The sequence below is a fragment of the Roseovarius sp. BRH_c41 genome (genome assembly GCF_000961715.1).
Taxonomy (GTDB): Bacteria; Pseudomonadota; Alphaproteobacteria; order Rhodobacterales; family Rhodobacteraceae; genus Roseovarius.
Window position 1 is genome coordinate 1 of the sequence record NZ_LADY01000026.1, and the last position, 26499, is coordinate 26499.

The 26499-nt window shown below is 61.5% G+C and carries 33 protein-coding genes and 2 tRNA genes; 13 read left to right on the plus strand and 22 right to left on the minus strand.

The features are described 5' to 3' along the window. On the minus strand, positions 1-615 hold a 615-nt coding region (locus VR71_RS08470; RefSeq protein ID WP_045682968.1), incomplete at its 3' end, for a 16S rRNA (uracil(1498)-N(3))-methyltransferase. Positions 616-626: 11 nt separating this feature from the next. Here VR71_RS08470 and ubiA point away from each other — a divergent pair. The 3 genes from ubiA to VR71_RS08485 all read left to right on the plus strand — a co-directional run bounded on the left by ubiA (position 627) and on the right by VR71_RS08485 (position 3894). Beyond that, a complete protein-coding gene (gene ubiA, locus VR71_RS08475; RefSeq protein ID WP_045682969.1) occupies positions 627-1592 on the plus strand; it encodes a 4-hydroxybenzoate octaprenyltransferase in 966 nt (321 codons plus the stop codon). Between the two features lie 62 nt (positions 1593-1654). Next, positions 1655-3562 (plus strand): OmpA family protein, encoded by a 1908-nt coding sequence (locus VR71_RS08480; protein WP_045682971.1) that lies wholly within the window; start codon positions 1655-1657, stop codon positions 3560-3562. Next, positions 3559-3894 (plus strand): hypothetical protein, encoded by a 336-nt coding sequence (locus tag VR71_RS08485; RefSeq protein WP_045682974.1) that lies wholly within the window; start codon positions 3559-3561, stop codon positions 3892-3894. Before VR71_RS08480 ends, VR71_RS08485 begins: the two co-directional genes overlap by 4 nt. 317 nt (positions 3895-4211) lie before the next feature. On the opposite strand, the gene VR71_RS08490 is transcribed toward VR71_RS08485, so the two are convergent. From VR71_RS08490 to VR71_RS08510, 5 genes are all read right to left on the minus strand, one after another. After that, positions 4212-4688 (minus strand): copper chaperone PCu(A)C, encoded by a 477-nt coding sequence (locus VR71_RS08490; protein ID WP_009819227.1) that lies wholly within the window; start codon positions 4686-4688, stop codon positions 4212-4214. 43 nt (positions 4689-4731) lie between these two features. Further along, entirely contained in the window at positions 4732-5079 is a 348-nt protein-coding gene (locus VR71_RS08495) for a hypothetical protein (RefSeq protein ID WP_045683241.1), read from the minus strand. Between the two features lie 104 nt (positions 5080-5183). Beyond that, positions 5184-5474: a 50S ribosomal protein L28 gene (gene rpmB / locus VR71_RS08500; protein ID WP_009819225.1), complete on the minus strand. Its 291-nt coding sequence runs from the start codon at positions 5472-5474 to the stop codon at positions 5184-5186. 303 nt (positions 5475-5777) lie between these two features. Beyond that, positions 5778-5853: transfer RNA gene (locus VR71_RS08505), tRNA-Ala, on the minus strand. A gap of 84 nt (positions 5854-5937) precedes the next feature. Continuing rightward, entirely contained in the window at positions 5938-6264 is a 327-nt protein-coding gene (locus VR71_RS08510; RefSeq protein ID WP_009819224.1) for a TIGR02300 family protein, read from the minus strand. 113 nt (positions 6265-6377) lie between these two features. Here VR71_RS08510 and VR71_RS08515 point away from each other — a divergent pair, with 113 nt between their 5' ends. Continuing rightward, positions 6378-7070, plus strand: coding sequence for a M48 family metallopeptidase (locus VR71_RS08515; protein WP_045682976.1), 693 nt, complete (start codon positions 6378-6380; stop codon positions 7068-7070). Between the two features lie 30 nt (positions 7071-7100). Then, positions 7101-7748: a GntR family transcriptional regulator gene (locus tag VR71_RS08520; protein WP_009819222.1), complete on the plus strand. Its 648-nt coding sequence runs from the start codon at positions 7101-7103 to the stop codon at positions 7746-7748. A 4-nt stretch (positions 7749-7752) separates the two neighbouring features. On the opposite strand, the gene cbiB is transcribed toward VR71_RS08520, so the two are convergent. The 3 genes from cbiB to VR71_RS08535 are packed head-to-tail and all read right to left on the minus strand — an operon-like array spanning position 7753 to position 9994. Next, positions 7753-8634, minus strand: coding sequence for an adenosylcobinamide-phosphate synthase CbiB (cbiB, locus tag VR71_RS08525; protein ID WP_045683242.1), 882 nt, complete (start codon positions 8632-8634; stop codon positions 7753-7755). A gap of 14 nt (positions 8635-8648) precedes the next feature. Next, positions 8649-9617 (minus strand): threonine-phosphate decarboxylase CobD, encoded by a 969-nt coding sequence (gene cobD, locus VR71_RS08530; protein ID WP_045682999.1) that lies wholly within the window; start codon positions 9615-9617, stop codon positions 8649-8651. Further along, positions 9614-9994 (minus strand): DUF1636 domain-containing protein, encoded by a 381-nt coding sequence (locus VR71_RS08535; protein ID WP_045683006.1) that lies wholly within the window; start codon positions 9992-9994, stop codon positions 9614-9616. Before VR71_RS08535 ends, cobD begins: the two co-directional genes overlap by 4 nt. 488 nt (positions 9995-10482) lie before the next feature. On the opposite strand from VR71_RS08535, the gene gpmI reads away from it, so the two are divergent. Genes gpmI through VR71_RS08555 form a run of 3 tightly spaced genes read left to right on the plus strand, consistent with a single transcriptional unit; the run spans position 10483 to position 14474 of the window. Next, on the plus strand, positions 10483-11997 hold the full coding sequence (gene gpmI, locus VR71_RS08545; protein WP_045683013.1) for a 2,3-bisphosphoglycerate-independent phosphoglycerate mutase: 1515 nt from the start codon (positions 10483-10485) through the stop codon (positions 11995-11997). Continuing rightward, entirely contained in the window at positions 11994-13133 is a 1140-nt protein-coding gene (locus VR71_RS08550; RefSeq protein ID WP_045683014.1) for a peptidoglycan DD-metalloendopeptidase family protein, read from the plus strand. Before gpmI ends, VR71_RS08550 begins: the two co-directional genes overlap by 4 nt. Before the next feature lie 3 nt (positions 13134-13136). Next, complete coding sequence (locus VR71_RS08555; RefSeq protein WP_009819216.1) at positions 13137-14474, plus strand: S41 family peptidase; 1338 nt, start codon at positions 13137-13139, stop codon at positions 14472-14474. Positions 14475-14633: 159 nt separating this feature from the next. On the opposite strand, the gene VR71_RS08560 is transcribed toward VR71_RS08555, so the two are convergent. The 5 genes from VR71_RS08560 to VR71_RS08580 all read right to left on the minus strand — a co-directional run bounded on the left by VR71_RS08560 (position 14634) and on the right by VR71_RS08580 (position 18741). Next, entirely contained in the window at positions 14634-15164 is a 531-nt protein-coding gene (locus VR71_RS08560) for a hypothetical protein (protein ID WP_296430108.1), read from the minus strand. Positions 15165-15282: 118 nt separating this feature from the next. Continuing rightward, positions 15283-15471: an aa3-type cytochrome c oxidase subunit IV gene (locus VR71_RS08565; protein ID WP_009819214.1), complete on the minus strand. Its 189-nt coding sequence runs from the start codon at positions 15469-15471 to the stop codon at positions 15283-15285. A gap of 36 nt (positions 15472-15507) precedes the next feature. After that, positions 15508-15960: a DUF6173 family protein gene (locus VR71_RS08570; protein WP_009819213.1), complete on the minus strand. Its 453-nt coding sequence runs from the start codon at positions 15958-15960 to the stop codon at positions 15508-15510. A gap of 19 nt (positions 15961-15979) precedes the next feature. Then, complete coding sequence (locus VR71_RS08575; protein ID WP_045683017.1) at positions 15980-17023, minus strand: MBL fold metallo-hydrolase; 1044 nt, start codon at positions 17021-17023, stop codon at positions 15980-15982. Next, positions 17023-18741 carry an acyl-CoA dehydrogenase gene (locus VR71_RS08580; RefSeq protein ID WP_045683018.1) on the minus strand — a complete coding sequence of 573 codons (1719 nt, stop codon included), beginning with the start codon at positions 18739-18741 and terminating at the stop codon, positions 17023-17025. Before VR71_RS08580 ends, VR71_RS08575 begins: the two co-directional genes overlap by 1 nt. Before the next feature lie 130 nt (positions 18742-18871). Here VR71_RS08580 and VR71_RS08585 point away from each other — a divergent pair, with 130 nt between their 5' ends. Next, on the plus strand, positions 18872-19813 hold the full coding sequence (locus VR71_RS08585) for an L-threonylcarbamoyladenylate synthase (RefSeq protein WP_045683021.1): 942 nt from the start codon (positions 18872-18874) through the stop codon (positions 19811-19813). On the opposite strand, the gene VR71_RS08590 is transcribed toward VR71_RS08585, so the two are convergent. The 3 genes from VR71_RS08590 to hisF are packed head-to-tail and all read right to left on the minus strand — an operon-like array spanning position 19810 to position 21179. Further along, positions 19810-20100, minus strand: a complete 291-nt coding sequence (locus tag VR71_RS08590; protein WP_009819209.1) for a Dabb family protein — start codon at positions 20098-20100, stop codon at positions 19810-19812. The genes VR71_RS08585 and VR71_RS08590 overlap by 4 nt on opposite strands. A gap of 3 nt (positions 20101-20103) precedes the next feature. After that, positions 20104-20418 carry a phosphoribosyl-ATP diphosphatase gene (locus tag VR71_RS08595; protein WP_009819208.1) on the minus strand — a complete coding sequence of 105 codons (315 nt, stop codon included), beginning with the start codon at positions 20416-20418 and terminating at the stop codon, positions 20104-20106. After that, positions 20415-21179 (minus strand): imidazole glycerol phosphate synthase subunit HisF, encoded by a 765-nt coding sequence (hisF, locus tag VR71_RS08600; protein WP_045683023.1) that lies wholly within the window; start codon positions 21177-21179, stop codon positions 20415-20417. The genes VR71_RS08595 and hisF overlap by 4 nt, the downstream gene beginning before the upstream one ends. A 102-nt stretch (positions 21180-21281) precedes the next feature. Between hisF and VR71_RS08605 the strand changes: the two genes are divergently transcribed. Then, the gene (locus tag VR71_RS08605; RefSeq protein ID WP_045683025.1) at positions 21282-21734 is read left to right on the plus strand and encodes a DUF302 domain-containing protein; all 453 of its coding nucleotides are present in this window, start codon (positions 21282-21284) and stop codon (positions 21732-21734) included. A gap of 20 nt (positions 21735-21754) precedes the next feature. On the opposite strand, the gene hisA is transcribed toward VR71_RS08605, so the two are convergent. Continuing rightward, positions 21755-22477 carry a 1-(5-phosphoribosyl)-5-[(5-phosphoribosylamino)methylideneamino]imidazole-4-carboxamide isomerase gene (hisA, locus tag VR71_RS08610; protein WP_045683026.1) on the minus strand — a complete coding sequence of 241 codons (723 nt, stop codon included), beginning with the start codon at positions 22475-22477 and terminating at the stop codon, positions 21755-21757. 133 nt (positions 22478-22610) lie between these two features. On the opposite strand from hisA, the gene VR71_RS08615 reads away from it, so the two are divergent. Further along, on the plus strand, positions 22611-23000 hold the full coding sequence (locus tag VR71_RS08615) for a DUF2147 domain-containing protein (protein WP_009819204.1): 390 nt from the start codon (positions 22611-22613) through the stop codon (positions 22998-23000). A 68-nt stretch (positions 23001-23068) separates the two neighbouring features. Beyond that, on the plus strand, positions 23069-23503 hold the full coding sequence (locus tag VR71_RS08620; RefSeq protein WP_045683029.1) for a glyoxalase/bleomycin resistance/extradiol dioxygenase family protein: 435 nt from the start codon (positions 23069-23071) through the stop codon (positions 23501-23503). Positions 23504-23534: 31 nt separating this feature from the next. Here the strand turns inward: VR71_RS08620 and VR71_RS08625 are convergent, their stop codons facing one another. The 4 genes from VR71_RS08625 to VR71_RS08640 form a co-directional block, all read right to left on the minus strand. After that, on the minus strand, positions 23535-24485 hold the full coding sequence (locus VR71_RS08625; protein ID WP_009819202.1) for a glutaminase: 951 nt from the start codon (positions 24483-24485) through the stop codon (positions 23535-23537). Next, entirely contained in the window at positions 24486-25124 is a 639-nt protein-coding gene (hisH, locus tag VR71_RS08630; protein ID WP_009819201.1) for an imidazole glycerol phosphate synthase subunit HisH, read from the minus strand. A gap of 3 nt (positions 25125-25127) precedes the next feature. Next, on the minus strand, positions 25128-25715 hold the full coding sequence (gene hisB, locus VR71_RS08635; protein WP_045683030.1) for an imidazoleglycerol-phosphate dehydratase HisB: 588 nt from the start codon (positions 25713-25715) through the stop codon (positions 25128-25130). A 122-nt stretch (positions 25716-25837) separates the two neighbouring features. Further along, positions 25838-25912: transfer RNA gene (locus tag VR71_RS08640), tRNA-Gly, on the minus strand. A 207-nt stretch (positions 25913-26119) separates the two neighbouring features. On the opposite strand from VR71_RS08640, the gene VR71_RS08645 reads away from it, so the two are divergent. Beyond that, on the plus strand, positions 26120-26446 hold the full coding sequence (locus VR71_RS08645) for a DUF1330 domain-containing protein (RefSeq protein ID WP_045683031.1): 327 nt from the start codon (positions 26120-26122) through the stop codon (positions 26444-26446). Positions 26447-26499: the final 53 nt, after the last annotated feature.

Sequence of the window (26499 nt, forward strand, 5' to 3'; positions counted from 1 at the left end):
ACGCGCGCGCTCGGCCTCCGAAAACCCACCCTCGGGGCCGATCAGAATGGCCCAAGGCGCGCCGCGGGGCAGATCGCGGCCCAGCCCCTCCGCGCGCCCCGCCAGCGCCTCATCGCAGAACATCACCTGCCGCGCCTCCGGCCAATCCGCCAGCATCCGGTCCAGCCGGTGCAAATCGCTGACCTCGGGCACATAGGTGCCGCCGCATTGCTCTGCGGCCTCGACGGCATGCGCCTGCAAGCGATCCTGTCTGATCCGCTCGGAATTTGTAAACTCGGTTTGCACCGGGATGATACGGGCGGCCCCCATTTCAGCGGCTTTCTCGACGATAAAATCGGTGCGCGCCTTCTTGATCGGCGCGAACATCAGCCACAGGTCGGGCGGATCACGCTGCGGTGCTGTCTGTTCCGCGATCTGCAAAATGCCCCCGCGCTTGCCCGCCTCGATCACCTCGGCGCGCCATTCCCCGGCCTCACCATTGAACACCAGAACCGCATCGCTCACGCCCTGCCGCATCACCCCAAAAAGGTAATGCGCCTGTGGTTGCGTCAGAGGAATGGTTTGCCCTTCCCCCAACGGGTGCTCTAGATAAAGCCTGATCTTCGCTGCTTTCATGGGGCCAACATATGACCGCAAAGAACCAGACGCCAGAGGCCACGGGGCAGGTGGCCGATGCCTATGCTGGCAATTGGGTGGACCGTCTCGCCCCTGCCGCCACACGCCCCTATCTGCGGCTGGCGCGCGCGGACCGGCCCATCGGCACATGGCTCCTGCTCTTGCCCTGCTGGTGGGGGCTTACACTGGCCATGCTCTCGGACGGGCAGGCGAGCTGGCATGATCTCTGGATCTTCACAGGCTGTGCGCTTGGGGCCTTTCTCATGCGCGGCGCGGGCTGCACCTGGAATGACATCACCGACCGGCATATCGACGGCTCCGTGGCGCGCACCGCCTCGCGCCCGATTCCCTCGGGTCAGGTCACGGTGCGCGGCGCGCTGATCTGGATGGCGGCTCAGGCGCTGATCGCCTTTGCCATCCTCCTGACCTTCAACACCGCCGCGATTGCCCTGGGCGTGCTGTCGCTCCTGCCGGTGGCGGTCTATCCCTTTGCCAAACGCTTTACATGGTGGCCGCAGGTCTTTCTCGGCCTTGCCTTCAACTGGGGCGCGCTCCTCGCCTGGACCGCCCACACCGGGCGGCTGGAGGCCCCGGCGGTGATCCTCTATTTCGCGGGCATCGCCTGGACGCTGTTTTATGACACGATCTATGCCCATCAAGACGCCGAGGACGATGCGCTGATCGGCGTGAAATCCACCGCGCGGCTCTTTGGGGACAACTCGCCCCGCTGGCTGCGCTGGTTTCTGGTGGCGACAGTGTCGTTGATGGCGGTGGCGGTCATTCTTGCGGTGCCTGACGCGCGGCTGACCGCACTCCTTCTGGCGCTCTGCGGCCCTTGGGCGATGGGTTGGCATATGCAGCGCCAGATGCGCCACTTGCGTCTTGACGATACCGCGTGGCTGCTTCAACTCTTTCGCTCCAACCGTGACGCAGGCCTCTTGCCTGTGCCGTTTTTCGCCGTTGCCTGTCTGCTGTGATTGAACTCACCCCGCCGCACGCCTAAAGACGTGGGCAGCACTCATAAATTGGCCATTGCCCGATGCGTTTATCATCCGCCTTCACGATCGCAGGAACTTTTGCCGGCGCAGCGGTGCTTGCGGTCGTCGCCGCTGGCTTTGCCGTCAGCGCCATCGAGGATAGCTCGCGCCGTGCCGTGCGTGACACGCTCGACCGCGCGGGTCTTGTCTGGGCTGATGTCGACAGCGACGGACTCCAGCTTTTCCTCGCGGGCACCGCCCCCTCCGAGGCGACCCGCTTCAAGGCGCTTTCGCTCGCGGGCACCGTGGTCGATGCCGCGCGGGTGATCGACCAGATGCTGGTGCAGGATGCGGCCGATATCGCGCCGCCGCGCTTTGCCATCGAAATCCTGCGGAATGACAGCGGCATCTCTCTGATTGGCCTCGTCCCCGCCGCCACGGACCGCGACAAACTTCTGGCGGATATCGCCTCTGCGACCAATGACGTGCCTGTGGCCGACCTGCTGGACGCCGCCGATTATCCCTATCCCGAAACCTGGCCCGATGCGCTGCGCTTTGCCGTGCGCTCGCTGGGCAAACTGCCCCGGACCAAAATCTCGGTGAGCGCTGAGCGCGTTGAGATCACGGCCATGGTCGACAGCCCCGAGGCGCAGCGCCAGATCGAGACAGAGCTGGCCCGCAGCGCCCCGGACGATGTGCGCCTTGCGCTGGCCATCTCGGCGCCCCGTCCGGTGATCACGCCCTTTACCCTGCGGTTCGTGATCGACGGGACGGGCGCGCGGTTCGATGCCTGCTCCGCCGATACCGACGAGGCGCGCGACCGTATCCTGCGCGCGGCCGGCAAGGCGGGCATGCAAAAGCGGACCGATTGTGTGGTTGGCATGGGCGTGCCCTCGCCACAATGGGCACGTGCCGCCGAACTGGCGATTGCGGCCCTCGCCGACCTCGGCGGTGGCTCGATCACCTTCTCGGATGCCGATGTCGCCCTTCTCGCCCCCGAAGGCACCCCGCAAAGCGACTTTGACGATGTCGCAGGCAAGCTCGAGGCCGATCTGCCCGATGTCTTCGCCCTGACCGCGACCCTGCCGCCGCCCCCCGATACCGCAGAACCCGTCGCGCCTGAATTTGTGGCCACGCTCTCGCCCGAAGGCCAAGTGCTGATTCGTGGCCGCGTCGGCAGCGAAACCAGCCGCGAAACCGTGCGCAGCTTTGCCAAGGCGCGGTTTTCGTCCAATGCGGTGCATCTGACCGCCCGCGTCGCCGAGGGCCTGCCGCGCGACTGGTCCATCCGCGTTTTGACCGGGCTCGAGGTGCTGTCTTATCTGTCCAACGGGGTCGTCACCGTCACCCCCGACAATCTCAGCGTCCAGGGCAACACAGGCCGCAAAAGCGCCAGCGCCGAAATCGCCCAGTTCCTCTCGGACAAATTGGGCGGAGCCGAGAAATACTCGATCGACGTGACCTACAAGAAGGCGCTCGATCCGGTGGCAGGCCTGCCCACGCCAGACGAATGCGAGGCGCAGATCGCCGAGATTCAATCCACCCGCAAGATCAACTTCGAGCCGGGATCGGCCACCATCGACGCGCAGGGCGCCGCGATCATGGATGACATCGCCGACATCCTCAAAGACTGCGGTGAAATTCCCATGGTGATCGGTGGCCATACCGACAGCCAGGGCCGCGAAGAAATGAACGAGCAGCTCAGCCTCGCCCGCGCCCGCGCCGTGCTGGATGAATTGCGCCTGCGCCGGGTGCTCACCTCGTCGCTCGACGCCAAGGGCTACGGCGAGAGCACCCCCATCGCCGACAATGAGACCGAAGAGGGCCGCGAGACCAACCGGCGCATCGAATTCCGCCTGATCCGGCCCGAGCCGGTGCCAGATGAGCAAACAGCGCTTGAAAGCCTCGAAGAACCGGGGGAAGAAGGGACTGAGGCCGAAGAGACCACGCAGGACCAACCCACCGAATGAACAGAACCGAATTTATCATCGCGACCGCCATCGTCCTCTTTGTGGCGTTTTGCATGGGCTGGTTCGCCAATTGGCTGGTGCATCGCTTCATCCGTGTGCCGGGGTCTGATGTCGGCGAACTCGAACGCATGGCGCAGGAACTGCACGAGGCTGAAGAAACCCGCGATCAGGCGATCACCTATCTGCAACAGCGCGAGGCGGAGCTGACCAACCAGATCAGCCAGACCGAGGCCGAATTGGCCGCGACAATGGACGGTCTGCGCGAGGCCCGCTACGAGGCCGAGCAATTGCGCGCCCATCTCGACAAGGTCGCCGGTCGCGCAGTGGGCTGATCCGCGAGAGTGTCCCGGCGCGCATGGGACTTCTCTGGTCAGTCTCGGCCCTAAGCGGACATTCGCCCCAATCCCAAAAGCGCGGAATCAAGGCGCGAAGCGCCGCCGCGCAGCGCCCGTCCGCCCCACCGGGCGGGCGCTTTTGCGACGTCACAACACACTGATAGCGCGGATGTATTTGGCAGGCATAAAGTGACAGCCGACTGTGGTGCAGCGCCCACCCGACGGACGGGCACCGCGCGGCTTATCGTACAGGTCCAATGTCCCCATACCCTCTGCGCCCACTCACCCTTGACGCTCACTCAGGTTGTCGTGGCTCAGTTCCCGGTCCCATGGCCTTTGCCATGACCGTCTTCCGGCTTGCGCGTCAAATCGACAGGCACATCAACCACGATCTCTCCGGACTTTTCAAAGACCAGCGTCAGCGGCACGATCATGCCCTGCTCGAAACTCTCCGTCAGACCCATCATCATCACATGCGCCCCACCACGCTGCAACACCAGCATCTCTCCGGCTGGCACCGCAAAGCCTTCCTCGACATGCACCATCTTCATCACGCCACCCTCTTCGATATGGGTGTGCAACTCCACCTTCTGTGCGGCGGGAGAGGCAGCGCCGATCAAACGATCATCGGCATCGCCGATATTCTCGATCAGCATAAAGGCCGCGCCGGTCTTGGCCGTCGGGCTGGCGCTGCGGGCATAGGTGTCAAGCACGTGAATTTCCTGCGCCAGAGCGGGCGCGGCAAGGGCGGTTGCGGCAAGCGCCGCGAATAGCTTGGATGTGAGAGACATCAGTCGCTCCTTTCAGGTCTGTGTGTCAGTAGTGGCGTGGGGGTCAGACCGCCAAGGGCGGTGCCCGTGCGACGCCCGCAGGCAGGCTGCGTGTCACCACATCCGAGATGACCGTCGTGAGCGAAAGACGCCGCGCGGGCGCGTGCCACTCCGTCAGGACAGGGCGCGCCTCCAGAACCACGGCAAACCCCGGCAGGCAATCCGGGCAGAGATGCGGTGTGACGACGGGCTGGCCCTCACCATCCACTGTGACCGTCACAGGACCCGTTCCGGTGCAGAGCACGATCTCGCCCACGGGCTGTGCGGCCCCGCGCGCCACGGCAAGGCTCTGGCTCGTCAGTGCCAGAAGCAGGCAAAGGCCCAAGGCCAATATCGGGCGATGCTGTCTCATGGGACCGAGATATAGGCCCGCACCGTCACGCTCGGCAAGCGACAAACGCAAACAGCCCCGCCACATTGGGCAGGGCTGCACGCCAGTCTTCTAGATCACAGGCCTCAGGCGACGACGGCCTGTGCCTTTGCAATCTCTTTCTTGACCTTCAGCGCGGTGGCCGACAGCTCGTCGTCCTTGGCCTTGGCCAGAAATGCATCCAGACCACCACGATGATCGACGCTGCGCAGGGCATGCGCCGAGATCCGCAGCTTGATGCCGCGATTCAGGGTCTCGGATTGCAGGGTCACGTCGTTCAGGTTCGGCAGATACCGACGACGTGTCTTGTTATTTGCATGGCTGGAGTTGTTGCCAACCATCGGGCCTTTTCCAGTCAGTTCACAGCGGCGCGACATGGGGTCATCCTCGTTCTTGCTGAGGGCGCGTGCTGGCCCTTCTTAACACAAACGGGCACCACCACAGGCAGCGCCCCGAATTCCGTTTGGGGTCTTTAGGCCCAAACCGCAGGCGCGTCAAGGGATTCTCCCGCCGAATTTGCCGCAATTCCACGTCTTTCGTGGACTGTATTTCAGTGGCTCGCCCCGGACGCCTTTGAAGAGAGTGTTTATCGCAGGATGAAACGCAAATGGCAAAAAACCGCCATCGCGCCTGTGTCGCCGGCTGACTTATGTGCAGAAAAAAGTGTGGAGTTGCGGAATTGGTGGAGCCTAGGGGGATCGAACCCCTGACCTCTTGCATGCCATGCAAGCGCTCTCCCAGCTGAGCTAAGGCCCCAATTCCGTATGGCCCTCAGGCCGTGCGCCGCTCTCTAAGCAAAGCGGCGGGCGGGATCAAGTGGAAAATCCCGCCCCAGGATCATTAAAGATCGTTGTCGTCCGAGGCCACATCGGCGATGTCGTCAAGCGACACATCCTCGTCCTCGTCATCCTCGAGCAGATCATCATCCAACTCGACATCGACGTCATCATCATCCAGCAGATCGCCATCATCATCAATGACGCTCCCGGACTTCAGCTTCTTGGTTTCCGCATCCTCGGCATCGGGTGTCATCGAGCGGGTCTTGCTCGTGGACAGCTCCACAACCTCGCCCGTGTAGGGGCTGACGATCGGGGTCTTGTTCAGGTCGTAAAAGCGTTTGCCGGTGGTCGGGCAGATACGCTTGACGCCCCATTCTTCTTTGGGCATGGGTGATCCCCTTTGAATCTCTGGACTTGTCGATGATCCGCGTCCCCTGCCATAACAATCAACAGCTGTCAAAGCCTTTGACAGAGACACCCGGACCCTAATCAGGAGGTCATATGGGCCATCACGTGCTTGCGGGCAACCCCCCTGTTGAGCTCTGCCTGCGCCGCAGCCCAAGAGCGCGGCGGATTTCGCTGCGCGTATCGGGTCTCGACGGGCGGGTCACGTTGACGATTCCGCGCGGCGTGACCGAGGCCGAGGCACTGGCCTTTGCCCGCTCACGGGCGGATTGGCTGCGCAGCCACCTGTCCGAGCGGCCCGATCACAGGGTCGTGGGGCTTGGCTCCGATCTTCCCGTCGAAGGCGAGACTTTGCTCATCGTGCCCGGCACCGGGCGGCGGGTGACGTGCGCGGCGGCGCAGATCTGCGTGCCCGGCCCGGCCGATACCGTCGCCGCGCGTCTCGAAGGCTGGCTCAAGACGCGCGCCCGCGACCGGCTCGCGGCGGCCTCGGATCATTACGCGGGCCTCTTGGGGCGGCGCTACACCCGTCTCACCCTGCGCGACACGCGCTCGCGCTGGGGGTCGTGCTCCTCCACCGGCGCGCTCAGCTATTCCTGGCGTCTGATCCTGGCCCCGCCCAAGGTTCTAGAGTATGTGGCCGCCCATGAAGTGGCGCATCTGGCGCAGATGAATCACTCGGCCGCGTTCTGGTCCGAGGTCGCGCGCCTCATGCCCGACTATGAAACCCCGCGCGGCTGGCTGCGCCGCGAAGGCAGCGCGCTGCATCGCTATCGTTTCAGCGATTGACCGACGCGCGATTTGTGATCACATAGCGCTATGTTGCTCCCACCGCGCCCCGATCCCTCTCCCTCGGCCCATGACCGCGTCTATCGCGGCCTGCGCTCGCGCATCATGCATGGCGAGATCGCCCCCGGTCAGGCCCTGACCCTGCGCGGCATTGGTGCCGAATTCGGCGTCTCCATGACCCCTGCGCGCGAGGCCGTGCGCCGCCTCTCCGCCGAGGGGGCGCTCACGATGTCTAGCTCGGGTCGCGTGTCCACACCGGAACTCAACAGCGAGCGGATCGAAGAATTGGCCGCCCTGCGCTCTCTGATCGAGGTGGAGCTGGCCAGCCGCGCCTTGCCACGCGCCCATATCGCGCTCATCGACCGCCTCCAGAGCATCAACGCCCGCGTGTCCGAGGATATCGCCCGTCAGGACGCGGTGGCCTATATCCGCCGCAATCTTGAATTTCACCGCACGCTCTATCTGCGCGCCCAAGCGCCGGCCATGCTGGCCATGGCCGAAACCGTCTGGCTTCAGCTTGGCCCCACCATGCGCGCCCTCTATGGCCGTCTGCGACGCAAGGATCCGCCGCATTATCACCGCCTCATCATCGCCGCGCTCAAGGCGGGGGACGAGCCCAGCCTGCGTCTCGCGGTGCGCTCTGACGTGACCCAAGGGCTCAAGATGCTGATTGGCTGACCCTCTAGATCACCAGGGCCAGCGCGCCCGCCGCCACCACCGCAGCGCCCCATGTCCGCCAGAGCGCACGGCAGGCGGCCTCGATCTCGACGGCCCCGATGTCGCGCTGTCCGTCCGCATTGACATAGGGAAACTCCTGCCGCGCGCCGTGATAAGAGCGCGGGCCGGACAGGGCCACGCCTAGGGCCCGCGCCATCGCCGCCTCTGGCCAACCGGCATTGGGCGAACGGTGGTGCCGCGCCTCCTGCGCGACCTGATCCCACTGCGACCAGATCCCATGCGTCGCAAGAATGAGCCCCGCCGTCAGCCGCGCGGGAACCAGATTGAGCAGATCGTCAAACCGCGCCGCCGCCCAGCCGAACGCCTCATGCCGTGGCGTCCGATACCCGATCATACTGTCAGCGGTGTTGGTGATCTTGTAGAGCAAGAGCCCCGGCAGCCCCCCGATGAGAAACCAGAACGCCGGGGCAATGACCCCGTCGCTCAGGTTCTCTGCCGCTGATTCGATGGCCCCGCGCGCCACGTCGGACGCCTCCATTGCGCCGGTATCGCGCCCCACGATCTGCGCCACCGCGCGGCGTCCGTCCCCCAAGGAGATCCGCAGATCGCGGGCCACTGCGGCGACATGATCAACCAGCGACCGTTGCGCCAACACGATCGCAGCGACGATGACCTCCACCACCGGACCCAATTGCGCAAGGGCCCAGCCCAGTCCGAGGGCCAGCAGTCCGAGGCCGGCCATCGCCGCCACGCCGCGCGCGCGCCGCAGCGCCCCGCGATTGAGCACCCGGTCGCACCAGCCCACCGCCCGCCCCATCAAAACCGCCGGATGCGGCACCCTGTCCCAGAGCAAGCGCGGCTCCCCGAGAGCCGCATCAAGCAGCATCGCCAGCACAAGCGTCACAGCGCGGCCTCAAGCCGCGCCCAGCCATCCGGCCCTGGCAGGCCCAGCCGAATCAGATCCTCCGCATAGGGAAACACCCGGCCCAGAATCCGCCGCTCCGCCAGCCGGGTCTGCCACTGCGTCGCCGACCTCACCCGGTAGAGCCGAAACAGGGCACAGCCGCCCACCGCTTCGGCCCCCGCGCGCCACATCAAGGCATCAAGACGCGCCGCCTCTTCATTCAGCCGCACCCGCGTCTCACGCGCCCAAGCCGAATCGCAGAGCGCCCGCGTCCCGATCTCCAGCGCCGGACCAGAGACCGCCCAAGGTCCCTGCATCTCTGCCAAACGCTCCAGATCCCCCGGCGTCCCGATGGCAAAGCCGAGCCGCAGACCAGCCAAACCCCAGAACTTGCCAAAACTCTTGAGCACGATCACCCCCGGCACCGTCGCATGGCGCAGCAGCGACCGCTCCGGGGCCACATCACAGAAGCTCTCGTCGATCACGGTCAGGGTGGCACCCAGATCCTCCGCCCCGTAAAACTGTCCGGTCGGATTGTTCGGATGCACGATCACCCGCGCCTGCACGGGTTGCTCGGTGTGGCGCTCCTCGATCACCTGCCACCCATGGGCGCGAAAACTGGCGGCATGTTCATTATAGGTGGGGCCGGGAATATGCACCACACCCGGCGCGTGCAGCCCCGGCAACCGCGCGATCAGCGCCGAGGCGCCGGGGGCGGCCAACACCGATACCCCGTCCGGCACCTGCCAAAAGTCGCGCGCGGCGCGGATCAGCGCCTCTTGCGCGCTGCGGTCGGGCAGGGCGCTCCAAGCCTCCGAGGATACCTCACCCACCGGATAGGGCAGGGGATTGATCCCGGTCGACAGGTCGAGCCACTCCGCCCGCGTCCCGCCGTATTGCGCCAGAGCCGCATCAATCCCCCCGCCATGATCCCGGCCCCCATGATCCCGACCCAAGGACGTCATGTCTCGGGCTCAGAGGGCAAGGGCGGGTGGCGGGTCACGAAATGCCCTTTCACGCCCTGCGGCCATTGTTTGTAGGGCACTTGGCCGGTGCTGCTCTCGGCATGCAGGCCGGCATAGGTCACAATCGCCTCCGCCGCCTCGGCGTCAGGGGGGAAATTGCCCAGCGTATAGGCCAGTTTGCCCGCGCCTTGGATGGCCACATTGCACCCTTGCCCACAGCCCATCAGGCAGGAAACCCGCCGCGTGCGAATATCCGCGCGCCCCTGTGCGGCGCGTTCGATCAGTTCGGCCAGATCCTCGCCATGCGGGCGCGCATGTGTGGTGGCGTCCCAATCCTCGCGCTTGCAGGTGTCGCAGATGGTGATCCAGCTTGTCATCGGGCGCCTTTCCTTGTCCGCTGGCCCGTTCAAGCGGAATTCCGCACAATCCGCAAGGTCTCCACGCTGCAAAGCCTTGCCAGATGATGGCCCGTTCCGCCTTGGTAAACCATGCGAGGGTCATGGCCGGACAGGCGGCGACATCTTCAGGCACGATTGCGTCGCGATCCCGGCGGTCAAGGTCAGACCGGAACCGGACCGCGCAGGCGCAGCCACCCTGTGCCGGGCGGACCGACATCAGCATCAAGACGCCGCAGATCAAGAAGAGGAGAATCGCTGTCATGGTGCCAGCTTGATGGGGTCAGGTTAACATCAGGTTAGCGCGGCGGGCAGGGCGCGCTTTTGCCTCGTGGAACGCGGGCCGCCGGATGTGTACAAAACCCGCGTACATAACGGACATCCTGTACACACAGGCACAGGACCGCAAAGCCGCTTCACCCTGCGGTCCCAACAGGCTAGAAGGCGGCAACACCACGCTTGGAGAGAGTATGCCCAAACCCGTCGTTCTGTGTATCCTCGATGGCTGGGGGCTCAGCGATTGCCCCGATGCCAATGCCCCGCATCTGGCAAAAACCCCTGTTTTTGATGGGCTTATGGCCTCATGCCCGCATGCGACCCTGATCACACACGGGCCGGACGTCGGTTTGCCGCGCGGCCAGATGGGCAATTCAGAGGTTGGTCACACCAATATCGGCGCGGGCCGGGTGGTGGCCATGGATCTAGGCCAGATCGACTTGGCGATAGAAGATAAATCGTTCTTTGAAAACAAACAGTTACAAGCCTTTATTCAGAAAATGAAGTCGACCGGCGGGCGCGCGCATTTGCTCGGATTGATGTCGGATGGCGGAGTTCACGGTCATATCAATCACATCGCCGCAGCGGCCAAAGCCCTGACCGACGCAGGTGTTCCGGTGCTCTTGCATGCGCTCACGGATGGCCGCGACGTGGCCCCAAAGTCGGCACGGGTTCAACTTGAAAAACTACGTGAAATCATGCCATTGGAGGTCACAATTGCCACGGTGACCGGGCGCTATTTTGCACTGGACCGCGACAATCGCTGGTCCCGCGTGCAAGAAGCCTATGAGGCCATCGTCTTGGGTCGAGGTCTCCGCTGCGCCGATCCGCGCATGGCGATCAGCAACGCCTACGCCCGGTTTGAGACGGACGAATTCATCTCCGCCACGGTGATCGGCGAGTATCTCGGCGCCCGCGACGGCGACGGTCTCTTCTGCCTTAACTTCCGTGCAGATCGCGCGAGGGAAATCCTCCAAGCTATTGCTGATCCAGAGTTTTCTGCCTTTGAGCGTGGCGCGCGCCCGAACTGGGCGGCCCTTCTGGGGATGGTGGAATATTCCGAGACGCACAACGCGTGGTTCGAAACCGTCTTTCCATCGCGCGACATCGTCAACACTCTTGCAGAGTGGGTGGCGCAGAGCGGGCTGCGCCAGTTTCACTTGGCAGAAACCGAGAAATATCCGCATGTTACCTTCTTTCTGAACGGCGGCAAGGAACATCCCGAACCCGGCGAAGACCGCTATATGGCGCCTTCGCCAAACGTCGCGACTTACGATCTCAAACCCGAAATGTCCGCCGAAGAAGTCACGACCCGACTCGTCGCGGCGATCCGAGGACGCTACGATCTGATCGTCGTCAACTATGCCAACCCCGATATGGTCGGCCACACGGGCGATCTCAAAGCCGCAATGGCCGCCTGTGAAGCCGTGGACAAGGGCTTGGGCCGCGCGATTGAGGCGCTCAATGAGGTCGGGGGCACGTTGATCGTCACGGCCGATCACGGCAATTGCGAGGTGATGGTCGATCCCGAAACCGGCGGGCCCCATACGGCCCATACCCTCAATCCCGTGCCGGTCATTCTGGTGGGCGGACCCAAGAATGCAACTTTGCGGCAAGGTGGGCGGCTTGCCGATCTGGCCCCCACGGTTCTCGAACTTATGGGCCTTGAAAAGCCTGAGGAAATGACCGGGGAGACACTTTTGACATGAGGCGCTTTTCGACTGCGCTTGGTCTGTTCCTGCTCTGCAGCTTGGCTGTGCCGACTGCGGCACAGGACCCCGCCGCAGCGGCGCGGTCAGCCGCAGAACAGCTCAATCGCGCCGCAGAGGCTCTTGCGGACGCTGAGGGCGCGCAAAACCGCGTCAAAGCGCTGACACAGGTGATCAAAGCCTACGAGGACGGGCTCGAAGCGATGCGCGACGGGCTGCGCCGCGCTTCCGTGCGCGAGCGTGCCCTTGGCGCTGAATTGCAAGCCCGTGAGGATGAGATCGCTCAGCTACTCGGCGTGCTCTCGACGATGGGAAATGCCCCGGTGCCGGTGCTCCTGATGCACCCCTCAGGTCCGGTGGGCACGGCGCGCGCGGGTATGATCCTGTCCGAAGTCGCGCCAGCTCTGGACTCCCAAGCCCTCGCGTTGCGCGATCAGGTTCAGGAACTGAGTGTGCTGCGCATATTGCAACAAAGTGCCGCCGACACGTTACAAGAGGGTCTCGAGGGTGTGCAAGAGGCGCGCACAGCGCTCAGCACCGCCATGGCGGAACGCACAGATCTGCCACACCGCTTCACCGAAGACCCGGTTCGGACGGCGTTGCTGATTGCATCGACCGAAACCCTCGAGGGATTTGCCAGTGGTCTCAGTCAGATAGCGGTTGACGAGGCCGTGGGCAGCCTGCCTGATATCACGGCACGCAAGGGCTCCCTGCCACTGCCCGCCGAGGGGATCATCCTGCACCGCGCAGGCGAAGCCGATGCCGCAGGGGTCGTGCGACCCGGCATCCTGCTGGCCACCCGCCCACGCGCGCTTGTGACCGCTCCAAGTGCGACCACAGTGCGGTATCGCGGCCCCTTGCTCGACTACGGAAATGTGATCATTCTGGAGCCGCAGGCCGGAATTTTGCTGGTGTTTGCAGGTCTCGATGTTGTTTATGGTCAGGCAGGGCAAGTCCTGCCGGGTGGAAGCCCGGTCGGCCTGATGGGCGGAGCGGGGACCGAGGGCGATCTGCTGCTTGCCGCCGATGCGCAGGATACGGGTGCCAGACGAACACAAACGCTCTATATAGAGGTCCGGCAAGACAATTCTCCAGTGGACCCGCTCACGTGGTTCAAGACCGATAAGGATGGTTGAGATATGAAAAGATTCCTGATGGCTGCCTCCGTTGGCATTCTGACCGGCGCGGTGGTGACGACGCAGGTGGCCGCACCGCTGCTGGCGCAGGAGGCCGAAACGACAGAAAACGTCTACGAACAGCTTGATCTCTTTGGAGATATTTTCGAACGTATCCGCGCGCAATATGTCGAAGAGGTTGAGACAAAGGATCTGATTGAGGCGGCGATCAACGGAATGCTGACGTCGCTCGACCCACATTCCAGCTACCTCTCGCCTGATGACGCTGAGAACATGCAGGTACAGACGCGCGGCGAATTTGGTGGTCTTGGCATCGAAGTCACGCAAGAGGACGGTTTCGTCAAAGTCGTCTCGCCGATGGATGGCACTCCGGCGGATCAAGCGGGGATTGAGGCGGGTGATTTCATCACCCATGTTGATGGCGCGAGCGTGCTGGGTCTTACGTTGGACGAGGCGGTTGATCTGATGCGTGGCCCAGTGGGCAGCGAGATCATCATCACCGTCGTACGCGAAGAAACTCCAGAGCCCTTTGATGTCTCAATCATCCGTGACACGATCAAGCTTACGGCGGTACGCGCCCGGGCAGAACAGGATGCGGTTGTCCTGCGTGTGACCACCTTCAACGATCAGACCTATGCCAATCTTGAAAGCGGGCTGGCGGAAAAGGTCGAGGAACTGGGCGGCGCGGACAAGGTCAGCGGCATCATTCTTGACCTGCGCAACAATCCTGGTGGTCTTTTGACTCAGGCGATCAAGGTTTCCGATGCCTTCCTCGACAAGGGCGAGATTGTGAGCACCCGTGGACGTAACCCACAGGATGGCGAGCGGTTCAACGCCACGCCGGGCGATCTTGCCAATGGCAAACCCATCGTAGTGTTGATCAATGGCGGTTCAGCCAGTGCCTCAGAAATCGTTGCAGGGGCGTTGCAGGACCACCATCGAGCAATTGTTGTCGGCACGAAAAGCTTTGGCAAAGGGTCGGTCCAGACGGTCATGCCGCTGCGTGGCAATGGCGCTATGCGCTTGACAACCTCACGCTATTATACGCCATCAGGCAGATCCATTCAGGCGCTCGGCGTAAGTCCTGATATCCTCGTGGAACAGCCCCGCCGCGCACCGGAGACGGAAGAGGAAGAGACAAGCACGCCGCCGGGCCGCTCTGAGGCGGATCTGCGTGGACGTCTTAACAACGACAGCCTAACCGAGGATGAGATCAAGCAGATTGAAGAAGATCGTGCCCGCGCCGAACAGGCGTCGAAACTGCGCGAAGATGATTATCAACTGGCCTATGCCATTGATATTCTACGTGGATTGTCCGTGATGGGCGGCGGCCAAAACTAGCCCGTTGCCAACACACGGCAAAACCCCGCCCGAGATAAACGGGCGGGGTTTTTAAGTCTTTCAGGATCAGAGTGCAGGACGATTTTGCCTGCTGGATGTGAATTCATTCACCATAAGACCCGGTCTTGACCCTCGCACGAGATAGAACCATGCCGGGCGCTACTGTGCCTTTGCGCGCTCCGGGTCCCACGCTGCAAGGACGTTTGAATTGTCATCATCATCATATTCGTAGAGCGTTTCCCCGGTAACTCCGGTAACTTTCGCAAACTCGTCAGCTGTTTTGCGCGGCAGCCAAGAGCTGCTCACCTGTCCGGGGAAAAGTTCGGCTAGGATTTGAGACGTTGCCAAAGAACATTGCGCCTGCGGTACAGGACCGGCACCTTTGACAAGCTGCATAGCGCGTTCGGCCAATTGTGGAGAAACATCAAGACGCTGGATCTGAACCCGGTAGGTCTTGCGCGCGTGATAGCGGGTGTAGACATCCTCGACGGCAGGCGTGATTCCAAAGAGCACATCATTGCGCTCAGGCAAGTGCTTGCCTTTGTTGAAGGACCCAGCAGGATCAAAGATCACGCGTTGCGATCCATTGATCATGAGGGATGTATGCGCACCCGATCCGTTGTTGTTGTTGATCATCGTATAGACAGTCAGGCTCGGGGGACCATCATGGCGATAGGCTGCGCGGGCCACCTCTTCATCCGGCGCCCATACCGATTCCGCGGCACAGCCCGCAAGCGTCAGAGAGGCGGCAACCGCCAAAGCCAAAGACCGCATCACTTCCCCTCGGCCCGGAACCGCTCTTGACCTATCAACCGTTGACCGCAGCAATGAAGAGGAGAACCGCAATACATACCACAGCCGTATAGGTCACCCATTTGATGAAACCATCAAAGGTCTTTTCCTGAACGTCGATATTCATGTCGCCATGTTTATGCTCGGCCATCACGCGCGTGTCCTTTGCTGCTTGCAGTACGAATTCCGCCGTTGGATAGCCCATTTGAAAGACCCTGTCACGTCCTAAGCTGCCGCAGGCTTAGGCTTTGTTCAGATCTTCGGCGAGGCGAAATCCGATACGTTTCGGCTCTGCTGTTTCGATCTGTTTGGGCAGGGCGCGAAGCATCACGCTGAGCTGGCCCACATGTTGCACCAACTGGGTGCGCATGCCCATTTGATCCTGCCCGTAAAAGGTTATGATGTCGGGCTCAAAATACCCCATCCCCTCGATCCGGATCACGCCGCTGTCGCTGCCGGCAAATCCCATCGCGACCTCATGTGCCTCGTCGAGGGATTTCTCGAAATTCTCAATGTAGAGAATCAATCTCTCATAGGCCCATTGCGCCTGACTCTTGCCTGCCATCAGCCCTTGAGAAAGGTCCAGGGCCGCCGTCTGGATACAGGGTTGATTGGGGTCGGAGTGTACCTCATGAACACGGGGCATTGCGTCGGCCTCGGCATGTTCCGCCGTCGTTTGAATCTTGTCGTCCATCGGACAAAAGCCTTCCGAATTAATTGCCCTTCATCTGCCAGAGCCAAGCCTCATCTGCGCGGCGCCAACGCGTTATTTCTCCAGCGTGACGCAAATGATTGAGATGCGCAACGGCCTCGACAAGGGCTAGCCCATAGGTTCCTCCGTCGATCCGACGCTTGAAGAGAAGTGGAAAGCATTCAGCTGCCGTACGTGGTTCTGTCAGAAAACCGCGCAACCGGTCGAGCGCGCCGTGGTGATTGTCACGCAATTGTTGCATGCGAAAGGGCAAGCCGGTGAAAGGCAGCTTGTGCCCCGGTAAGACGAGGTGATCGTCGCGGGCATGAGCGGCCAGCCGGTCACAGGCAGAGAGCCAGTCAGTCAGCGGATCGGCCTCTGGCTCGGTCGGATAGACGCCAATATTGGGACTGATAGATGGGAGAATCTGATCCCCCGCAATGACCAGATTGTCTTCGCGAGACCACAGAGTGATATGCTCGGGTGCATGCCCGCCCCCCATGTGAACGTCCCAATCGCGCCCCCCTGCGCGGATGACCTCACCGTCTTGGACGCGGGTATACCCAACCGGAATCGGGGCGCAAATATCCGAGAAGTTGTAGGGGCGTTCCGCCTTGCGGGTTTCATAGATGTCAGGGTCCATGCCACCCGCACGCGAAAACGCAAGCGCCTGAGGGGTCGGTCGGTCCTCGACGTCAAGGATCAACATGCGCGCCATCAGCCAACTGGTGCGCGATGCCCAGAGCGTGGCCCCGAACCGATCCATCAACCAGCCGGCCATGCCGATATGATCAGGATGGTGATGGGTCAGGATCACCCGGCTGACAGGGCGACCCTGCAAGGGGCCGACAAGTATATCCTCCCAGAGCGCCATGCTCCGTTTGGAGTAGATGCCCGTGTCGACGATGGTCCAACTGTCACCCTCATCCAAGGCATAGATATTGACGTGATCGAGGACCATGGGCAGGGGCAGTCTTAGCCACAAGACGCCCGGCGCGACCTGTGTAGCGCTGCCGGAAGCAGGGGCATCTTCCCAAGGGCTGTGTATGATCTGTCCGCCATCCATCAGGCTGCAAAATCCTCTGCGGTTAGCGCATAGAGATCATCAGCTCCTTGCGCGGCATGGGCCAGAAGGCCAGCATGTTCGGGCAGTAGCCGCATAATATAGAACCTTGCGAGCCGAGTGCGGGGGCCATCGCCCCCCTCGGCCAGTGCCGCCTTGAGGTGAAAATGTGCGCCTAGGACACGCGCAAACCCGCGCAGAAATGGCGCTGCACCGGCAAAACGGTGGTTCAGATCCTTTTGCCCCAGCATCCATTCCACCGTCTCGCGCAGTGTTTCGGAGGCTTGCCAAACGGGTTCGGCCAGTGCGGGCAGGCTGCTGCGGGCCGTTTCGGCCTGCGCTTCGATTTCATCCAGGATTGCGTGCGCAGCCTCGCCACCATCCATCAGCTTGCGGGCGGCCAGATCCATGGCCTGAATACCGTTGGTGCCCTCGTAGATCGCCGTGACACGCACGTCGCGATAATATTGCGCCGCGCCAGTTTCCTCAATAAAACCCATGCCACCGTGAACCTGGACTCCCATTTCGGCCACAGCAATGCCGGTGTCGGTGCCAAATGCCTTGGCAATGGGCGTAAGGAACGCCGCGCGCGAAGACCAATGCGTCTTGCCCGTGGATGTCTGCAAGTCGATGGCCTGCGCGCAGGCCAGTGCGATGGCACGAGCGGCAAAAATGTCGGCTTTCATGGTAGCGAGCATTCGGCGCACGTCGGCATGTTCTATGATGCTACCAGTACCCGCCTCGCTGGGGGTGCGCCCCTGTTTGCGGTCCATCGCATAGGCGAGCGCGTGCTGATAGGCCCCTTCAGCAACGCCGATGCCCTGTCCCCCAACGCCCAGCCTTGCATTATTCATCATGGTGAACATCGCGCGCATGCCGTCATGCGGTTTACCCACCAGCCAACCGGTTGCCCGATCATACTGCATGACTGCCGTAGGGCTGCCATGCAGGCCCATCTTGTGTTCCAGACTGACCACCTTGAGGCTGTTTTGTTTGCCAGGATTGCCGCTTTCATCGGGGATGAATTTAGGCACGAGAAAGAGGCTGATTCCCTTGGTCCCTTGCACGCCATCCGGCAGGCGGGCGAGCACAAGGTGACAAACGTTCTCAGTAAAGTCATTGTCGCCCCAAGAGATATAGATTTTTTGCCCAGTGATCGCGTAGGTTCCATCGGCGTTGGCCTCGGCCTTGGAACGCAATGCGCCCACATCGGACCCGGCCTGTGGCTCGGTCAGGTTCATAGTGCCAGACCATTCGCCACTGACCAGTTTGGGCAAGTAAACCGCCCGTAGTTCGTCAGAGGCGTGATGCTCCAACGCCTCGATTTGCCCTTGCGTCATCAAGGGGTTGAGTTGCAGCGAGAGACACGCAGAGGACATCATTTCGTTGACTGCTGCGGTCACGGTCATCGGAAGACCCATGCCACCATGATCGGGATGCGCACTAATGGACACCCAGCCCCCGTCAGCTATGACGCGATAGCCCTCGGCATAGCCCGGCGAGGTGCGCACGACGCCATTTTCGAGTCGGGCGGGGTGCAGGTCCCCCTTGCGTTGCAGCGGATAGAGCACTTCTTCACACATCCGCCCCGCTTCGGACAGGATTGCGGCTGTCATGTCCGGTGTGGCTTCAGCAAAGCGATCAGTCGCGACCACCTGAGCAAGGTCGACGATATGGTCGAACAGGAACTGATACTCTTCAACCGGTGCGCGATACGGCATTGAAATCTCCTGAGACTGCCGGGGTGTCTTGGCACCATCGCCCGACCCCTGTATGAAATCTATCCTGATCCTAGCGTAATCCATCGCGGCGCACCTTCAACTGCTACGCCGCGTCAGAAAGGCCTCTTCGTTGCAAACGCGCTCTCTTTCCCCCGATCCGGCCGGATTTGCAAGCGCCGCAGAGATCTGGCGCGCGGGCGGACTCGTAGCCTTTCCAACCGAGACGGTTTACGGTTTGGGGGCTGATGCACGCAACGATCTGGCCGTAGCGCGGATATTCGAGGCCAAGGGACGGCCTAGGTTCAACCCGCTGATCGTGCATGTTGAGAGTGCCGCAATGGCGCAAACATATGTCGAGTGGTCGGATGCTGCGGAAATCCTCGCCTCCGCGTTCTGGCCCGGTCCCCTAACGCTCGTGTTGCCGATGCAGCCCGGTTGTGGGCTTTCCCGCCTTGTGACTGCGGACTTGCCAACGCTCGCAATTCGCGTGCCTGCACATCCCATAGCACATGCTTTGCTGGCAGAGTTTGGTGGTCCTGTGGCGGCGCCCTCTGCAAACCCCTCAGGCCGGATCAGCCCGACTTCGGCAGAACATGTTCTGGCAGGTCTCTCTGGCCGGATTGAGGCCGTGTTAGACGGCGAGGCCTGTCCGGTGGGCGTGGAATCAACCATCGTCGGCCTCGCAGGCGCGCCCACTTTGTTGCGTCCCGGAGGGATCCCAGGCGAAGTGCTCGAAGCGGCTTTGGGCGTGCATCTGGAACTCTATCAAACAGGCGATGCGCCTGTCGCGCCGGGGCAGATGCACTCACATTACGCCCCCGGTGTGCGCGTGCGATTGAATGCGACTGATCGGCAGGAGGGTGAAGTATTGTTGGGCTTTGGCCCGATCGACGCTGATCTCAATCTATCGCCGTCCGGCGATCTGGTAGAGGCTGCGGCCAATCTCTTTGGTCATTTGCATGCGCTGGATGCACTGGATGTCGCGGGTATCGCAGTTTCTCCAATTCCGGACATCGGGCTTGGGCGTGCAATTAATGACCGGCTGCGACGTGCGGCCGCACCGCGGCCCTAGTCAGACTTGAAGTCCGCAGCGATGCGCAATTCGCGCAAGGGGCGAACCAAGGCAATGCAATCGGCGTAAATCGGATCCGCCTTATAGGCGGCGAGGGCCGTTTCATCCGTGAATTCGGCATAGACCACCAAATCAACCCGCTCGGCTGAGATGGCATCGCTCTGAAGGTTGCGCCCCACCTCGAAATGGGTGGAATGCGGAATGCTGGCGAGCATCATCAGACCCTCGCGAATGCGCTCAACGTCATCCGGGTTGGTGGCGGAAAAGAATACGATATGGCGAATCATGTCTTAGTCTTTCGAACGAGAGGCTTTTTCTGCGATTCCAGAGCTGCCCTGACGGCGGTCCAGTTCGACCATCACATCAGATAGGGCGACGTTGCGCGATTGCAGCATGACGAGAAGATGAAATAGGACGTCGGCGGCCTCTGACGTGAGACGGGTTCTGTCGCCTTTAACGGCCTCAATGATTGCCTCAATCGCTTCTTCCCCGAACTTCTCGGCACATTTCTCGGGGCCTTTGGCCAACAGCTTTGCTGTCCAACTGCTCTCGGGATCTGCGCTTGCGCGCGCGGCGATGGTACGGGCGAGATCGTCAAGCGTCATGCGGCCAGCCTCATGGGAATGCCAGCGGCGGCCATATGCGCCTTGGCCTCTGCAATGGTGTAGGTGCCGAAATGAAAGATCGAGGCGGCGAGGACGGCCGAGGCATGGCCTTCGGTCACGCCTTCAACGAGGTGGTCAAGTGTGCCAACGCCTCCTGAGGCGATCACGGGAATATGCACCGCATCGGCAATCGCACGTGTGAGAGGGATGTTGAAGCCGGCGCGTGTGCCGTCGCGGTCCATCGAGGTCAACAGAATTTCACCTGCGCCTTTGGCTGCAACCGTTCGCCCGAAGTCCACCGCGTCAATGCCCGTGGGCCTGCGCCCGCCATGGGTGAAAATCTCCCATCTGCCGGGGGATACTGTCTTTGCGTCGATGGCTACAACGATGCATTGGCTGCCAAACTGATCGGCCGCACGGGCTACGACATCGGGATCAGCCACGGCGGCGGAGTTGAAGCTGACCTTGTCCGCCCCTGCGAGGAGCAGAGCGCGTACATCCTGCGCACTGCGCACGCCGCCCCCTACGGTCAACGGAATATAGCAGTGTTCAGCAGTGCGCCGGACCACATCGAACATTGTGCCGCGATTTTCATGCGTGGCGTGTATGTCCAGAAAGCAAAGTTCATCTGCCCCCGCTGCATCATAGGCACGCGCGGCGTCGACTGGATCGCCTGCATCCCGCAGATCGACAAAGTTTACACCTTTGACCACGCGGCCATCGGCAACATCGAGACAGGGGATGATACGGGTCTTGAGCATTTTACCGCTGTTACAAAGATTTCACGCCGTTGTTTATGGGCAAATCGGTTCACATGCCAGAGGATATGACCCATAAAAGAGTTGCAAATGAAGGAGTTTACCATGAAGCGTTTTCTTGTCGCAGCCGCGATCACTCTCACTGCGTTTCCTGCACTCGGTGATGAAGATGACATCATCAAGGTCAAATCCACCAGTGACGTCGCAACGACCATGGACCGCTTGGAGGCGGCCGTCACCGGTGCTGGGGCCACGGTCTTTGCACGGGTGGATCATGCGGAAGGTGCCGCAAGTGTGGATCTGGCGCTTGATCCTTCACAAGTGTTGATCTTCGGCAACCCGAAAATGGGCACGGCGGCGATGCAGGATGACCCGGTGGCAGGGCTCTTTTTACCTATGAAAGTGCTGGTTTATCAGGATGGCGCGGGCGAGACATGGCTCGTCTATCAGGACCCCGAGGATATGTTTGAAGACACCGGGATCAACGACGACGCTGACTATATCAAGATGATGACCGGCGGGCTTGGGAAACTGACGGCCAAGGCCGCAGAACAGTAAGCGACAGCCTATCGCCGCGTTCAGCCCCTGAGCGCGGCCAAGGCTACCGTGAGGTCGAGTGCTCCATCATAGAGCGCGCGACCCGAGATGGCCCCATTCAGCGTCACGCCACAATCTCGCAGCGCGATCAGATCTTCGAGAGATGATACGCCGCCCGAGGCAATGACCGGGATGCTGACAGAACGGGCAAGCGCCGCCGTCGCCTCGACATTGGGGCCCTGCATGGCCCCGTCGCGGTTGATGTCGGTGTAGATGATCGCCGCCACCCCGGCATCCTCAAAGGATCGTGCCAGATCGGTCGCGTCAACATCGGTCTCGGTGGCCCAGCCCTTGGTCGCCACACGGCCACCCCGCGCGTCAATCCCCACCGCCACCTGCCCCGGAAAGGCGCGCGCGGCCTCGCGCACGAGGGCGGGATTCTCCACCGCTATTGTTCCAAGAATCACCCGGGCCAACCCCTTGTCGAGCCAGCCCTCAATGGTCGCCATATCTCGGATGCCGCCGCCAAGTTGTGCAGGCACTTTGCAGGCGGCCAAGATCGCCTCGACCGGTGCCGCGTTGACCGGCGCCCCGGCGAAGGCACCATTAAGATCCACCAGATGCAGCCATTCGCAGCCCGCGGCGACAAAGTCCAAAGCCTGCGCTGCCGGATCTTCATTGAACACCGTCGCGCGCTCCATATCGCCACGCACGAGACGCACGGCCTTGCCGTCCTTGAGGTCGATTGCAGGATAGAGGATCATCGCGGGGCCTTTCATCTTTGGGTGTCCGGCCTTTGGCATGAGAGCGGGAGAAATGCAACGCGACCCGACGTCAGACTTGATTTGTGCCATGCCAATGGCACAGGTTTCCTGCGGATGTCAGGGAGGAACAGACATGCGTAAACTGGTGATGATGACGGTGGTGTTCACGATGGGGGCCGGGATGGCGATGGCTGAACCGCTCTTGGGAACGTGGCGCACCGCCAAGGATGACAACGGCCATTCCGGGTTGATCGTGGTTGCGCCCTGTGGTGCAAAGCTCTGCGGAACGTTGGTCAAATCTTTTGATGTCGACGGCAAGGAGATGGAAAGCAAGAATATCGGTCGTCAGATCATTTCCGAAACCGCCCCTACTGGCGACGGGGAATACAAGGGCAAAGTCTATTCGCCCGACCGCGACAAGACCTATAATTCCAAGCTGCAATTGACCGGCGAGACGCTCAAGGTTAGTGGCTGCGTTCTGGGTATTTGTCGCGACGGAGGCACTTGGCAAAAGGTCAAGTAAGCGCGACGTCGCATTGCATTCGCGAGGGGACGGTTTGGTCAGATCTGCATCTGCGTTATGATGTCACCATGATGGATCACAACCTTCCCTTCGCCACGCCGCCAGCCGCACTTCTTGAGGCGGCCCTCTACGTGTCGGATATTGACGCGGCAGAGCGGTTTTATGGTGACATCCTCGGGCTCGATCCGATCGTGCGGGTTGGAAATCGCCATGTGTTTTACCGAGTGGGTGCCGGCATCCTGTTGATCTTCAACCCCGAAGAAACGTGTAAACCACCAAACAATCCCGAACTGCCAGTCCCGCCGCATGGCGCCCAAGGGCCGGGCCATTTCTGTTTTGCGGTCGAAGGGCTGGCGCTCGATGATTGGTGTGCACGACTTGAGGCTGCAGGTGTCGAGATCGAGGCGGATTTTCACTGGCCGAACGGGGCACGATCCCTCTATTTTCGCGATCCAGCGGGGAATTCCATTGAAATGGCAGAGCCGCGTTTGTGGGAGAAATAGGCGTTCAGTGGCTGAGTTTTGAGATCGGCCCTTATCCGTCAGTCTGCCGGGTGTCGGGCCCGAAGACCGACCAGCCTGTGCGCGACGCGAGCCGCTCCATTGCTTCGGTGCCAAGCTTGGAGTTGCCGTAGTGATTGAGCCCCGGCGACCAGACCGCAATCGAGGCGATACCCGGCACGATCGACAGGATACCGCCGCCCACCCCGCTCTTGCCCGGCAGCCCCACACGAAAGGCATAGTCGCCTGACCCGTCATAATGCCCGCAGGTCATCATCAACGCATTGATTCGACGGATACGCGCCTCTGACACCAGTCGCGGTGCCCCAGCCCCACCAACCAGAAAGAGCCCTGCATTGGCCAATTGCGCGCAGGTCATCTCGACCGCGCATTGGTGAAAATACGTACCAAGGGTCAAGTCTGGGGCGTTCTTGAGGTTTTCGTGCGAGCTCAGGTAGTGGGCGAGCGCAAAATTGCGGTGACCGGTCGCAATCTCGGATTGCGCGACGCGCTCATTGATGTGAATCGCCTCGTCCCCCGCTGCGGCACGGATGAATCGCAAAAGCGCACCAAGGGCCTCTCGCGGGGTTGACCCTTGCAAGACCGCATCGGTGGTGACGATAGCGCCCGCGTTGATGAACGGGTTGCGTGGATAGCCTTTTTCCAATTCCAAAAGCAGCATCGAGTCAAACGACAACCCCGATGGCTCACGTCCGACTCGTGACCAGAGCCTGTCTCCTAGTTTGCCAAGCGCAAGCGCCAGCATGAACACCTTTGACACAGATTGGATGGAAAACGGCACATCCACATCACCCGCAACCAGCGGCGGTTGGCCGGGGCGAGCAACGGCTATGGCGAATTGGTCGGGGTTCACGCCAGCCAGCTCTGGAATGTAGTCCGCCACCTTGCCCCGGTTCTCAGAGGCCCGGGCAATCTCCGTGATCTCATCCAGCACAGTCTGGAGCGCGGCAGCTGCGCGAGGCATTCAAGGTTTCCAGCGCAGGAAATTGGCAATCAGTCGAAGGCCGGTTTGCTGGCTTTTCTCAGGGTGGAACTGCGTGCCGACGATCGTATCGCGTCCGACAACGGCGGTGATTGCCTCAGCATAATCAACATGCGCCAGAAGATGTGCCGGGTCGGTCACGCGGAAGTGGTAGGAGTGCACGAAATAGGCGTGATCGCCGGTACTAACTCCGTCAAAGATTGGGTGCGGGTTGTCAATCACCAGGTCATTCCAGCCCATATGTGGCACCTTGAGCGCGGGATCAGATGGCTCAATGTGCTCGACCGCCCCCCCAATCCAATCGAACCCGGCTGTTTCCTCATATTCCATTCCGCGCGTTGCCAACATCTGCATGCCGATGCAAATCCCCATGAAGGGGCGGGCCTGCGTAATCACTGCATCCTCGATAGCCTCAAAGACACCGCGGTGATCATAGAGCGCCTTGCGGCATGCGGGAAATGCGCCGTCCCCCGGTAAAACGATCCGGGTTGCGGCGCGGATGACATCGGGGTCTGAGGTGACGATGACAGTGCCCGCGCCGGTCTCGGACGCCATGCGCTGAAACGCCTTTTCAGCCGAGTGCAGGTTGCCGCTCTCGTAGTCGACGATGACAGTGGTCATGTGTCAGAGACTGCCTTTGGTAGAGGGAATCGCATCCGCTTTGCGCGGATCGGTCTCAACCGCCTCGCGCAGACTGCGCGCAACGGCCTTGAACGCGGCCTCTGCCATGTGGTGGCTGTTGATCCCGTGCAGCGCGTCCACATGCAGCGTGATGCCGCCATGGGTGCTGAGGGCCTGAAAGAACTCACGCACGAGTTCGGTGTCGAATGTCCCGATCTTGGGCGTGGGCAGGTCCAGGTGCCACACCAGATAGGGTCGCCCCGACAGATCAAGTGCCGCGCGCACCAGCGCGTCATCCATTGGCAACAGACAGGCTCCGTAACGGCGGATGCCACGTTTGTCTCCGAGGGCCTGCGAGAGCGCCTGACCGAGAGCGATTCCCACGTCTTCGACCGTGTGGTGATCGTCAATGTGCAGGTCGCCAGCACATCGTATTGTCATGTCGATCAAAGAATGCCGCGCGAGTTGATCCAGCATGTGATCAAAGAACCCCACGCCGGTCTGAGTGTCATAGCGACCGGAGCCGTCAAGATTGACGTCGACGGTGATGTCGGTTTCGGCGGTCTTACGGGTGATTGTGGCGCTGCGCATGGGGCCTCCGTCAAGCTTTTGTGGCTCTATACTGCGCTCTGCGGTGCAGGCCAAGCGCCAAGCGCGGAATGTCACGATCCCCCCGGCGGATCGCCCCAAATTTCTTTAATTGTAAGGAAATTTGGAGCGGGCGAGGCGATTCGAACGCCCGACCCTAACCTTGGCAAGGTTATGCTCTACCCCTGAGCTACGCCCGCATCCTTGGGTGAGGCGTGATCTATAAACTCTGGCGCGCGGCTGCAAGAGGAAAATTGCCAGGGACCGTAAATTTTTGTCGTCAACTTGAATGGGTCAGGTGCGACGTAAGTAGGATGGTCAAGAAGCCCCGTAATTTCCTGGAGCATGCTAGGCTCGCTCGGCGTTTGGGTCGTGGGAAGAGGGCCCGCAATAGGAGGAGGAAACGCATGCCAGCCTATCTAATCGCGCAGGTGAAGATCACGAATGATGCCTGGGTGCCGGACTATGCTGCTAGGACGCATGACATCGCGGCAAAACACGGAGGACGGTATCTGTCGCGTAGCGCCAATATTGAGACCTTGGAAGGACTCGCGCCTGATACCACTCTTATCGCGCTGATTGAGTTTCCGTCGGCTGAGGCTGCGCAAGCCTTTGCACATGACCCTGAGTATGCTCCGCTCGCCAAATCCCGTCAGGCGGGGAGCGAGGGACATTTTTGGGTGATAGACGACACGGACGCTGCCGGTTCCATCCCCTATCTTCCAAAAGGCTAAGCCCATTTCCCCCGGCGCCTCGGGGAGAGTATGAGGCACCGGGGGAGGGACGG

Excerpts from the sequence above, each read along its gene's own strand:
- hisH (WP_009819201.1), bottom strand. The coding sequence starts at position 25,124 with ATGACCACTGTCATCGTCGACTACGAGAGCGGCAACCTGCACTCGGCT.
- VR71_RS08495 (WP_045683241.1), bottom strand. The coding sequence starts at position 5,079 with ATGAGACAGCATCGCCCGATATTGGCCTTGGGCCTTTGCCTGCTTCTG.
- cobD (WP_045682999.1), bottom strand. The coding sequence starts at position 9,617 with ATGACGTCCTTGGGTCGGGATCATGGGGGCCGGGATCATGGCGGGGGG.
- VR71_RS08485 (WP_045682974.1), top strand. The coding sequence starts at position 3,559 with ATGAACAGAACCGAATTTATCATCGCGACCGCCATCGTCCTCTTTGTG.
- hisA (WP_045683026.1), bottom strand. The coding sequence starts at position 22,477 with ATGATCCTCTATCCTGCAATCGACCTCAAGGACGGCAAGGCCGTGCGT.
- VR71_RS08580 (WP_045683018.1), bottom strand. The coding sequence starts at position 18,741 with ATGCCGTATCGCGCACCGGTTGAAGAGTATCAGTTCCTGTTCGACCAT.
- rpmB (WP_009819225.1), bottom strand. The coding sequence starts at position 5,474 with ATGTCGCGCCGCTGTGAACTGACTGGAAAAGGCCCGATGGTTGGCAAC.
- VR71_RS08490 (WP_009819227.1), bottom strand. The coding sequence starts at position 4,688 with ATGTCTCTCACATCCAAGCTATTCGCGGCGCTTGCCGCAACCGCCCTT.
- VR71_RS08620 (WP_045683029.1), top strand. The coding sequence starts at position 23,069 with ATGATGGATCACAACCTTCCCTTCGCCACGCCGCCAGCCGCACTTCTT.
- ubiA (WP_045682969.1), top strand. The coding sequence starts at position 627 with ATGACCGCAAAGAACCAGACGCCAGAGGCCACGGGGCAGGTGGCCGAT.
- VR71_RS08535 (WP_045683006.1), bottom strand. The coding sequence starts at position 9,994 with ATGACAAGCTGGATCACCATCTGCGACACCTGCAAGCGCGAGGATTGG.
- VR71_RS08480 (WP_045682971.1), top strand. The coding sequence starts at position 1,655 with ATGCGTTTATCATCCGCCTTCACGATCGCAGGAACTTTTGCCGGCGCA.
- VR71_RS08570 (WP_009819213.1), bottom strand. The coding sequence starts at position 15,960 with ATGGACGACAAGATTCAAACGACGGCGGAACATGCCGAGGCCGACGCA.
- VR71_RS08645 (WP_045683031.1), top strand. The coding sequence starts at position 26,120 with ATGCCAGCCTATCTAATCGCGCAGGTGAAGATCACGAATGATGCCTGG.
- VR71_RS08615 (WP_009819204.1), top strand. The coding sequence starts at position 22,611 with ATGCGTAAACTGGTGATGATGACGGTGGTGTTCACGATGGGGGCCGGG.
- VR71_RS08555 (WP_009819216.1), top strand. The coding sequence starts at position 13,137 with ATGAAAAGATTCCTGATGGCTGCCTCCGTTGGCATTCTGACCGGCGCG.
- VR71_RS08590 (WP_009819209.1), bottom strand. The coding sequence starts at position 20,100 with ATGATTCGCCATATCGTATTCTTTTCCGCCACCAACCCGGATGACGTT.
- VR71_RS08515 (WP_045682976.1), top strand. The coding sequence starts at position 6,378 with ATGGGCCATCACGTGCTTGCGGGCAACCCCCCTGTTGAGCTCTGCCTG.
- VR71_RS08575 (WP_045683017.1), bottom strand. The coding sequence starts at position 17,023 with ATGGATGGCGGACAGATCATACACAGCCCTTGGGAAGATGCCCCTGCT.
- VR71_RS08550 (WP_045683014.1), top strand. The coding sequence starts at position 11,994 with ATGAGGCGCTTTTCGACTGCGCTTGGTCTGTTCCTGCTCTGCAGCTTG.
- VR71_RS08565 (WP_009819214.1), bottom strand. The coding sequence starts at position 15,471 with ATGGGCTATCCAACGGCGGAATTCGTACTGCAAGCAGCAAAGGACACG.
- VR71_RS08625 (WP_009819202.1), bottom strand. The coding sequence starts at position 24,485 with ATGCCTCGCGCAGCTGCCGCGCTCCAGACTGTGCTGGATGAGATCACG.
- hisB (WP_045683030.1), bottom strand. The coding sequence starts at position 25,715 with ATGCGCAGCGCCACAATCACCCGTAAGACCGCCGAAACCGACATCACC.
- VR71_RS08595 (WP_009819208.1), bottom strand. The coding sequence starts at position 20,418 with ATGACGCTTGACGATCTCGCCCGTACCATCGCCGCGCGCGCAAGCGCA.
- VR71_RS08605 (WP_045683025.1), top strand. The coding sequence starts at position 21,282 with ATGAAGCGTTTTCTTGTCGCAGCCGCGATCACTCTCACTGCGTTTCCT.
- hisF (WP_045683023.1), bottom strand. The coding sequence starts at position 21,179 with ATGCTCAAGACCCGTATCATCCCCTGTCTCGATGTTGCCGATGGCCGC.
- VR71_RS08520 (WP_009819222.1), top strand. The coding sequence starts at position 7,101 with ATGTTGCTCCCACCGCGCCCCGATCCCTCTCCCTCGGCCCATGACCGC.
- gpmI (WP_045683013.1), top strand. The coding sequence starts at position 10,483 with ATGCCCAAACCCGTCGTTCTGTGTATCCTCGATGGCTGGGGGCTCAGC.
- cbiB (WP_045683242.1), bottom strand. The coding sequence starts at position 8,634 with ATGCTGCTTGATGCGGCTCTCGGGGAGCCGCGCTTGCTCTGGGACAGG.
- VR71_RS08510 (WP_009819224.1), bottom strand. The coding sequence starts at position 6,264 with ATGCCCAAAGAAGAATGGGGCGTCAAGCGTATCTGCCCGACCACCGGC.